Annotated in this window: 8 protein-coding genes; 3 read left to right on the top strand and 5 right to left on the bottom strand. The window is 72.9% G+C overall.

The window, feature by feature from the left end; all coding sequences use genetic code 11:
- Positions 1 to 214: hypothetical protein (locus H9652_RS17000; protein ID WP_191797591.1), on the bottom strand; the 214-nt coding region annotated here is incomplete at its 3' end.
- Positions 211 to 510: a hypothetical protein gene (locus tag H9652_RS16995; RefSeq protein ID WP_191797589.1), complete on the bottom strand. Its 300-nt coding sequence runs from the start codon at positions 508 to 510 to the stop codon at positions 211 to 213. The genes H9652_RS17000 and H9652_RS16995, both read right to left, overlap by 4 nt.
- Positions 511 to 688: 178 nt before the next feature.
- Between H9652_RS16995 and purB the strand changes: the two genes are divergently transcribed.
- A complete protein-coding gene (gene purB, locus H9652_RS16990) occupies positions 689 to 2,164 on the top strand; it encodes an adenylosuccinate lyase (protein ID WP_191797587.1) in 1,476 nt (491 codons plus the stop codon).
- Between the two features lie 91 nt (positions 2,165 to 2,255).
- Here purB and H9652_RS16985 read toward each other — a convergent pair whose 3' ends face one another.
- Entirely contained in the window at positions 2,256 to 3,302 is a 1,047-nt protein-coding gene (locus tag H9652_RS16985; RefSeq protein WP_191797585.1) for a hypothetical protein, read from the bottom strand.
- Positions 3,299 to 3,697: a PadR family transcriptional regulator gene (locus tag H9652_RS16980; protein ID WP_191797583.1), complete on the bottom strand. Its 399-nt coding sequence runs from the start codon at positions 3,695 to 3,697 to the stop codon at positions 3,299 to 3,301. Before H9652_RS16980 ends, H9652_RS16985 begins: the two co-directional genes overlap by 4 nt.
- Positions 3,698 to 3,912: 215 nt before the next feature.
- Between H9652_RS16980 and H9652_RS16975 the strand changes: the two genes are divergently transcribed.
- Positions 3,913 to 5,589, top strand: coding sequence for a glycoside hydrolase family 10 protein (locus H9652_RS16975; RefSeq protein ID WP_225228396.1), 1,677 nt, complete (start codon positions 3,913 to 3,915; stop codon positions 5,587 to 5,589).
- Positions 5,590 to 5,704: 115 nt separating this feature from the next.
- Here H9652_RS16975 and H9652_RS16970 read toward each other — a convergent pair whose 3' ends face one another.
- Positions 5,705 to 7,072, bottom strand: coding sequence for an FAD-binding oxidoreductase (locus H9652_RS16970; RefSeq protein WP_191797581.1), 1,368 nt, complete (start codon positions 7,070 to 7,072; stop codon positions 5,705 to 5,707).
- Positions 7,073 to 7,308: 236 nt separating this feature from the next.
- On the opposite strand from H9652_RS16970, the gene H9652_RS16965 reads away from it, so the two are divergent.
- Positions 7,309 to 8,772, top strand: coding sequence for a DUF2252 domain-containing protein (locus tag H9652_RS16965; RefSeq protein ID WP_191797579.1), 1,464 nt, complete (start codon positions 7,309 to 7,311; stop codon positions 8,770 to 8,772).
- The last annotated feature ends 65 nt before the right edge of the window (positions 8,773 to 8,837 follow it).

The following is an 8,837-nucleotide window of genomic DNA, read 5'->3' as shown; positions in this document are numbered from 1 at the left end:
CCGCGGTCCCGCCGACCCACCGCACCGACGACGACGGGCCGTCCACGAGCCCGCTGACGAGCCCGTACGCACGCCGGCTCTCGTCGACGGCCGCCTCGACGTGCAGGGCGGCCTCGAGGACGGTGGCAGCGGCCGCGACCAGGTCGGCCGTCTCGACCCTGGTCGTTCCTCCGGAGACGACGATCCCCGCGGTCGGGTCCGGTGCCCTGCTCATCGCAGGCTCGCCTCGGCGTTGGCTGCCTCGACCGTCCTGACGTAGCACGCCGCGGCCCCCACGGCCCGGTCGGCGGCGAGGTCCGTCCGGTACAGCTCGTGGACCGCGTCGACGACGAGGTCTCGGTACCCGTCCGACGCCTGCCCCTCCCACGCGACGTCCGCGGTCCGGCGGACGATCGCGATCGCCTCCGCGGCGAGGTCGGCGGCGCGGCGCAGCTCGGGTCGTGGATCGACCACGTCGAGGGCAGGGGACCAGCCGGACGTGACGCCGGGGAGGGAGAAGGTGGTCGACATGCGCACGACCGTAGGGACGCTCCCCGGCGCCCGCTGGGCCGACCCTCACTCCTGTGGGCAGGAGCTCCGCATGCCGGGCCTGTGCACGGCCCGGTCTGCTCGGCAGCGACGCACGCCCGGCGCAGGACGACCGCGAGACGCCCGCTCCGCCGTCGGGCGCCCGTGGGAGAATGGCGCCATGCCTACGGACTCCGCCGACTCCGCCGCGCCCGCCGTGACCACGCCCCCGCGCGCCACGCTCGCCGACATCACCCCGCCCATCGCCCTGGGCCCGCTCGACGGCCGCTACCGCGGCGCCGTCGCGCCCCTGGTCGACCACCTGAGCGAGGCCGCGCTGAACCGCGAGCGCCTCCACGTCGAGGTCGAGTGGCTCATCGCCCTCACCGAGGGCCCCGTGGTCCCGGGCGCGCCCGCGCTGAGCGACGCCGAGAAGGCGTACCTGCGCGCGATCGTCACGGACTTCGACGCCGCGGGCATCGCCGAGCTGGGCGAGATCGAGCGCGTCACGGTGCACGACGTCAAGGCGATCGAGTACTACATCAAGCGTCGCCTCGAGGCCGCTCCTGGTGTGCTGGGCGAGGGCACGGTCCTGCCGTCGGCGGGCGAGCTGGTGCACTTCGCGTGCACGAGCGAGGACATCAACAACCTGTCGTACGCGCTCATGGTGCAGGGCGCGGTGCGCGGCGTGTGGCTGCCCGCCGCGACGGCCCTCGCGGACCAGCTCGCCGAGATGGCCCGCGAGCACGCGGCCGTCCCGCTGCTGAGCCGCACCCACGGCCAGCCCGCGACGCCGTCGACGCTCGGCAAGGAACTTGCCGTGCTCGCGCACCGCCTGCGCCGACAGCTGCGCCGCGTCGAGGGCGCCGAGTACCTCGGCAAGCTCAACGGCGCGACGGGCACCTACGGGGCGCACACGGTCGCGGTCCCCGGCGTCGACTGGCCCGCGGTCTCGAGGTCCTTCGTCGAGAGCCTGGGCCTCACGTGGAACCCGCTGACGACGCAGATCGAGTCGCACGACTGGCAGGCCGAGCTCTACAGCGACATGGCCCGCTTCAACCGCGTCCTCCACAACCTCAGCACCGACGTGTGGACGTACATCTCGCTCGGCTTCTTCAAGCAGATCCCGGTGCCGGGCGCGACGGGGTCCTCGACCATGCCGCACAAGGTCAACCCGATCCGCTTCGAGAACGCCGAGGCGAACCTCGAGATCTCCTGCGCGCTGCTCGACACGCTCGCCTCGACGCTCGTGACCTCGCGCCTGCAGCGCGACCTCACGGACTCGACGACGCAGCGCAACATCGGCCCGGCGTTCGGCCACTCGCTGCTCGCGGTGGACAACGTCTCGCGCGGTCTGCGCGCGCTCGCGGTCAACGCGGACCTGCTCGCCGCGGACCTCGACGCCAACTGGGAGGTGCTCGGCGAGCCCATCCAGTCGGCCATGCGCGCGGCCTCGGTCGCGGGCGTCCCCGGCATGGAGAACCCGTACGAGCGCCTCAAGGACCTCACGCGCGGGCACCGGCTCACGGGTGAGGAGATGCGGGAGTTCGTCCAGGGCCTCGGCCTGCCCGACGACGTCACGCGACGCCTCACCGACCTCACCCCGGGCACGTACACCGGCATCGCGGAGCAGCTGGTGGGCGACTACCTGGACTGACCCAGGTTCTCCTGAGCCCGCCGAGAACGGGGTTGAGGTCGCCATCCGCCGGATGACGACCTCAACCCCGTTCTCGTCCGCAGGGCCCCGGTCAGGTCGGCGCGCCGAGCCGCTCACGGTGCGCGGCGCGCGCCTCGGCGAGCTCGTCGAGACGGTTCACGCACCAGCGAGCGGCGATCGTCGCAGCGAGGGCACACGCGAGCAGCGCCAGGACGTTGCCGAGGTCCTCCGTCCCGACGGTCCTGTTCCCCGACCAGAAGAGGTCCGACCGCCCCAGGGCGATACCGACGACGACCCCCAGCAGGACCGGGGCACCTTGCCGGGTCCGTGCCCAGAGCAGCATGACGCCCAGGGCGGCGACGATCGGCACGGCAGCCGCCCCGACGGACACGAGGTGGCCTCCCGCGGGGGCCCACCACGATGCCCCTCCCCGGACGCCGTGCACCGCCGCGACGTACGCGCCGAGGGCCGCGAGCGCGGCGCCGAGCGCCCCGACCACATGGCGCCGTCCGGGCCCCGAGAGTCGACAACGGTCGTGCTCCAGGACGACCAGTGCGTGCGCGGCCAGCCCGATCACCCATCCGCTCTCGAAGTACGCGGTGCGCTCGTCCCCCGTCGCGACGAGCACGGCGAGCGTCACCGTCCCGACAGCGGCCGCAGCCGCGATCAGGAGGCGCCCCGTACGAGCCAGTCCGGCGAGCAGCGCGACAGCACCGGCACCCCACACCACCCATGTCCCGAGCATCGGCACGCTCGACAGGACGGGCGGGCCGAGCTCGCTGCCGGCGAGCCACGAGGCGTAGGCCACGGACCTCGCCGCGGGCACCACCAGGACCGCAGGGAGCAGCACGAACAACAGGCCTGTCGCGGCACGCCGCTCCCGAGCGGTCGATCCCAGCGGCGCGAGCAGCCACTCGCGCACAGCGGCCAGCACCAGGTCGCGGCGCTCGGCCCCCGACGGACGCGACTGCTCAGGACGGGCACCGTCGAGGAGATGGCCGAGCATCTCGGCCTCGTGCTCACGCCGGTACGAGTACGGGAAGAGACGTACCAGCCGGCGGTAGTCGCGGACGAGCACGGGCGCGACGGGCAACGCCTCGTCGGCGTGGACTCCGCTCGCGGGACCGGCGGCGCTCACGCGGGCACCGGCCCAGCACCCCGGCCCGACGGCGCCGCACCCCTCGCGCGTCCAGGCGCGCTCGCGCGGGGCTCGCCACGGGCGCCCAGCCGTTCCAGGGCACGGCGGGCCTGGGCCTCGGCCCGGCGCGCCTCGGCCTCCAACCGCTCCCCGCCGTCCGCGGTGAGCCGGTAGTACCGGCGCAGGCGCGAGTCGACGACCTCCTCGTGGTCGACCTCGACGAGCCCTGCGGCGGCGAGCCGGTCGATCGCACCGTAGAGCGTCCCGACGCGCAGCGTGATGCGGCCGCCCGAGCTGACCTCGACGTCCTTGGCGATGCCGTAGCCGTGCAGCGGGCCGGCCGCGAGCGCCGACAGGATGAGGAACGCCGGTTCCTGGAGCGGTTTGGATGCCATGTCGAGGAACATACTCTTGTCACGAATCCATAGAGGGCGACACTCCGGCGAGCCGGGCCTCGAGAACGGGGTTGAGGTCGCCATCCGCCGGATGACGACCTCAACCCCGTTCTCGTCCGCAGGGAATCGGCCAGAGGTGACGGCGGCAGATTCCTTCACAATTGATCAGAACTGTGAAACTCTCTTCCATGCATCGGACCCGTACCAACGGAGGCATGGACATGACGCACCACCCGAGCGACCCCACCGCGGTCGCCCCCGTTCCCACCACCCCCTCGCCCGAGACCCCAGGCCTCGGCCGCCGCGGCTTCCTCACCCTCGCGACCGCGGGCATCGCGGCCAGCACGCTGAGCGTGACGATCGGCTCCTTCTCCCCCGCCGCGGCCGCGACCGCACCCGCCCCGGCGACGGGAGCGACGCCGTCGGGCCCTGTGCCCCGCAAGCGTGAGCTGCGCGCCATGTGGATCTCGAGCGTCGTCAACATCGACTGGCCCTCGGCCGCCGGGCTGAGCGCCGAGCAGCAGAAGGCCGAGTACCTGCACTGGCTCGACGTGGCCGAGCAGTACCGGCTCAACGCCGTGTTCGTGCAGGTCAGGCCCACGGCCGACGCGTTCTGGCCCAGCCCCTACGAGCCGTGGTCGCAGTACCTCACGGGTACCCAGGGCAAGGACCCCGGCTACGACCCGCTCGCATTCGTCGTCGAGGAGTCGCACAAGCGCAACATCGAGATCCACGCCTGGTACAACCCGTACCGCGTCTCGATGCAGGCCGACCCCTCCCAGCTCGTGCCCGAGCACCCGGCCCGCCAGCACCCCGAGTGGGTGTGGGCCTACGGCGGCAAGCTCTACTTCGATCCCGGCCTGCCCGAGGCGCAGGAGCACATCCAGCGCGCGATCCTGCACTCGGTCGAGAAATACGACCTCGACGGCGTGCACTTCGACGACTACTTCTACCCCTACGCGGTCGCGGGCCAGACCATCCCCGACGCGCACACCTACGCGACGCACGGCGCGGGCTTCGCGACGGTCGAGGAGTGGCGCCGCCACAACGTCGACACGTTCGTGCAGTCCATCTCGCAGCGCATCAAGCAGGTCAAGCCGTGGGTCAAGTTCGGGATCAGCCCGTTCGGGATCTGGCGCAACGCCTCGACCGACCCGCGTGGCTCGGCGACCAACGGCTCGCAGTCCTACGACATGCAGTTCGCCGACACGCGCAAGTGGGTCACCGAGGGGTGGCTCGACTACATCAACCCGCAGATCTACTGGCAGATCGGGCTCGCCGTCGCGGACTACGCGAAGCTCGTGCCATGGTGGGCAGAGGTCGCGGCCCAGTCCGGCACTCAGCTCTTCGTCGGCGAGGCGCTCTACAAGGTCACGTCGGGCGTCTTCACCGACCCCGCCGAGATGTCGAACCACCTGACGTTCAGCCAGCAGGTCGACGCCGAGGTCGGGCCCGTGCTCGGCAACGTCTACTTCTCGGCCAAGCACGTCCCCGCCGACCCACAGGGGTCCATGAGCCGTGTGCTCGAGGACCACTACCGGCACCCGGCGCTCGTGCCGGCCTCCCCGAAGCTGCCCGCGCAGCCGCTGCGCACCCCGGTCCTCGCGTGGGCCGGGTGGCGCGACGACGGCGTCCGCGTCCACTGGACCGACGCCGGCGGACGCCGCTTCCCGGCGACGTCGTTCGCGATCTACCGCGTCGACGGATGGGTCAAGAAGGTCGACGTCGAGAACCCCGCACACCTCGTCGCGACGCAGCGCGCCGAGGCGCGGGTCCTGCAGGACTACCTCGACGAGACCGCGCTGCGCGGCAAGAAGTACACCTACGTCGTCACCGCGCTCGACCGCCTGTGGAACGAGTCGCGGCCGAGCGAGGTCCGCTGGTCGGTCTGACCCTGCGGAGGTAGCCGGGTCGAGATGACGATGCCGAGGTAGACCCGTGTGCGCGAGGTAGACCTCCCGGAGGTCTACCTCGCGCACACGGGTCTACCTCGGTGGCGGCAGCAGTTCACACCGGCAGCGCGAACCTCCCGTCGGGGTCGATCTCGCGACGCACGGTCGCGAGGTGCGCCTGGTCGGCGGGGGACCACAGGTCGATCGGCGCCGCCTGGCTGATCGAGCCGGCGAAGTTGGCCTGGGTGCGACCGAGCGACCAGGGCTGCGTCGCCTCGAGCAGGCCGTTGATCGCCGCGGGCACGGCCGTCTCGAACAGCTCAGGGACGGGCAGACCGATCGTGAAGAGCGCGAACGCGGCGTCGCGTCCCGTCACGGAGTCGGGGCCGTGCGTGCCGTCGGCGAGCGCCCCGCCGAGGTGGCGGATCTCGGTCATCATGAGCGGGGCCTGCGACTGCGGTCCTGCGACCGCGAGCACGGCCTCGGCGGTCTGCGGCTCGAACGTGTGGAGCAGCGTCGACCCGTCGATGAACGGCATGGGCTCGGTCGGGTCGGCGTGCACTCCCCCGATCGCCGCGTAGGGGATCTCGGCGATCGTGTCCATGAGGATCGGGACCGTGGTCCGCAGGGGGGCGATGGCGCTCTCGACCTCGGCCAGCGGTCGGGTCGAGGCCACGCGGACGTTCGCGACGTACTGGCCGCGCAGCGGCTCGGGCAGGAACTCGAGCGGCGGCAGGCGCAGCAGCGCGATCGAGGTCGTGATGTCGGACGGCGCGCTCGGGACCCACTCCGCGTACGCCCGGAAGAGCGTCGCGGCGTCGTCCCCGAGGGCGAAGAAGTTCCCGCCCGTCACCTTCTCGAGGTTCAGCAGCCGGACGGTCACCGAGGTGACGATGCCGAGGCCCCACTTGCCGCCACGCAGCGCGCGCAGGATCTCCGGGTGGTGCTCGTCGTCGACGTGGAGCAGTGTGCCGTCGCCCGTGACGACGTCGGCGGCGACGAGGTAGCTCGACCCGAAGCCGACCTCGCGTGCGAGGGGGCCGATCCCGCCGCCGAGGAGGAAGCCGACGGCTCCCACGTCGGGCGAGGACCCGGTGACGGCCGCGAGCCCGAGGGGCGTGACGACGTCGAGCACGTCCCGCCACCGGGAGCCGGCCGCGATGCGGGCCGTGCGGGCGGGCTGGTCGACCTCGACGCCGGTCAGGCCGGCGGTGCTCAGGGCGATGCCGCCGTCGATCCCGCGCGCGAACCCGTGCCCCGTGCTGAACGCGGTGACGGGCAGCCCGAAGCGCTGGGCGGTGCGGACGGTCGCCTGGACGTCGTCGGCGGACGTGGCGTGGACGACGTAGTCGGGACGGTGCTCGACGGCGACGTTCATGCCGGAGAGCCTGGCGTCGGGGTCGGTGCCGGCGAGGACCCGGCCGGTCACGCCCTGTGCGAGCGCGGCGAGCACGACGTCCTGCGTGGTCTCGTGGGCAGTCATGGAAGTCCCTCTCGGACGGTGGGGAGCGCGGAGCAGCGCTACCACAGAGAGAGGGTTGGGAGCGCTCCCGGTGACACGTCCGCCGAGGGTGACGGAATTGTCCGCCGAGGGCGACGCCCGCGACCGCCCACGGTGACCGAGATGTCCGCCGAGGGCGACGCTCCACCGCGCCCACGGTGACAGCGCGCGCCATGATGAGCAAGGGCGTCCCGCACGCCCCGACCCGAGGAGCGACGATGCCCCAGCACGCGACGGACCCGGCCCCGGCCCAGCCCCCCACCCGGCCCGACGGCCGCCCGCCCCTGCGGGGCACGCCGTCCCCCGAGCAGCGCAAGGAGGAGGGCCGCGCCGCACGCGCGCTGCTGCACCGCCGCGGGACCGCCTCCTGGGAGCCCGCCGCCGACCGCCGCGACCCCGTCGCGATCCTCCAGGCCCAGAACGCCAGCCGCGTCCCGGAGCTGGTCCCGCTGCGCATGGGCCGCATGGCCGCGACGCCGTTCTCGTTCTACCGCGGGGCCGCGGCGGTCATGGCGGCCGACCTCGGGGTCGGGCCCAGGACGGGCCTGACCGTCCAGCTCTGCGGCGACGCGCACCTCGCGAACTTCGGGGGCTTCGCGTCCCCTGAGCGCTCGCTCGTGTTCGACGTCAACGACTTCGACGAAACGCACCGCGGCCCCTTCGAGTGGGACGTGCAACGGCTCGTCGCGAGCCTCGAGATCGCGGGCCGTCACCGCGGCATGTCGCACCACGAGCGCGAGCGGATCGTGCTGGGGGCAGGGCGCGCCTACCGCGAGACCCTGCGGTCCTTCGCGGACCTGGGTCACCTCGACCTGTGGCACGTGCAGCTCCGCGGCGACGAGATCGTCGAGAGGTGGCGCGGCTCGGTCCCGCCGGCCGTCATGGAGAACCTCCGCAAGGCCCTGCGGAAGGCGCGCACGAAGGACCGGCAGAAGGCACGCCGTCGGCTCACGGTCCTCCACGACGACGGCGAGCTGCGCTTCCAGAGCAACCCGCCCCTGCTCGTGCCCGTCCGTGAGCTCTTCGACGCCGAGGAGCAGGCCCGTCTCCTCGGCGTCGTGACCACGGCCCTCGCGACGTACGGCGAGTCGCTCACGGGAGCCCGCCGCATCCTGCTCGAGCGCTACCGCCTGGTCGACCTGGCGCGGCGCGTGGTCGGGGTCGGGAGCGTCGGGACGCGGTGCTGGGTCGCGCTGCTCGTCGGCCGGGACAACGACGACCCGCTGTTCCTGCAGGTCAAGGAGGCCGAGCCGTCGGTGCTCGAGCCGTACACCTCGGCGAGCCCCTACCCCGAGAACGGGCGGCGCGTGGTCGAGGGCCAGCGGCTCCTGCAGGCGACGAGCGACGCCCTGCTCGGCTGGAACACCGTGCACGGCGCCGACGACCGCCGCCACGACTACTACTTCCGCCAGCTCTGGGACTGGAAGGTCTCGGCCGACCTCGAGACCATGCTCCCGGTCGCCATGGCCGCGTACGCGCAGATGTGCGCGTGGGTCCTCGCGCGCGGCCACGCCCGCTCGGGCGACGCGCTCGCGATCAGCGCCTACCTCGGCAAGGGCGACGTCGCCGACCGCTCGTTCGCCGAGTTCGCGAAGCGCTACGCGGACCAGAACGCACTGGACCACCGGGCGCTCGTGGACGCGATCGCCGCGGGGGACGTGGAGGCGGTCCTGGGCGTCTGACGCTCGGGGGATCTCCCCAGGCCCGACGGCGCCGCCCACCTCGCGCGGACGCGTCCCGTCCCGCC

The sequence above is a fragment of the Oerskovia rustica genome, assembly GCF_014836555.1.
In the GTDB taxonomy this organism is placed as follows: Bacteria; Actinomycetota; Actinomycetes; order Actinomycetales; family Cellulomonadaceae; genus Oerskovia; species Oerskovia rustica.
This window is presented reverse-complemented; position numbering and strand designations above follow the sequence as displayed.

What these genes read in the sequence shown, in the direction of transcription:
- H9652_RS16995 (WP_191797589.1), bottom strand. Translation starts at nt 510, where the DNA reads ATGTCGACCACCTTCTCCCTCCCCGGCGTCACGTCCGGCTGGTCCCCT.
- purB (WP_191797587.1), top strand. Translation starts at nt 689, where the DNA reads ATGCCTACGGACTCCGCCGACTCCGCCGCGCCCGCCGTGACCACGCCC.
- H9652_RS16980 (WP_191797583.1), bottom strand. Translation starts at nt 3,697, where the DNA reads ATGGCATCCAAACCGCTCCAGGAACCGGCGTTCCTCATCCTGTCGGCG.
- H9652_RS16975 (WP_225228396.1), top strand. Translation starts at nt 3,913, where the DNA reads ATGGACATGACGCACCACCCGAGCGACCCCACCGCGGTCGCCCCCGTT.
- H9652_RS16970 (WP_191797581.1), bottom strand. Translation starts at nt 7,072, where the DNA reads ATGACTGCCCACGAGACCACGCAGGACGTCGTGCTCGCCGCGCTCGCA.
- H9652_RS16965 (WP_191797579.1), top strand. Translation starts at nt 7,309, where the DNA reads ATGCCCCAGCACGCGACGGACCCGGCCCCGGCCCAGCCCCCCACCCGG.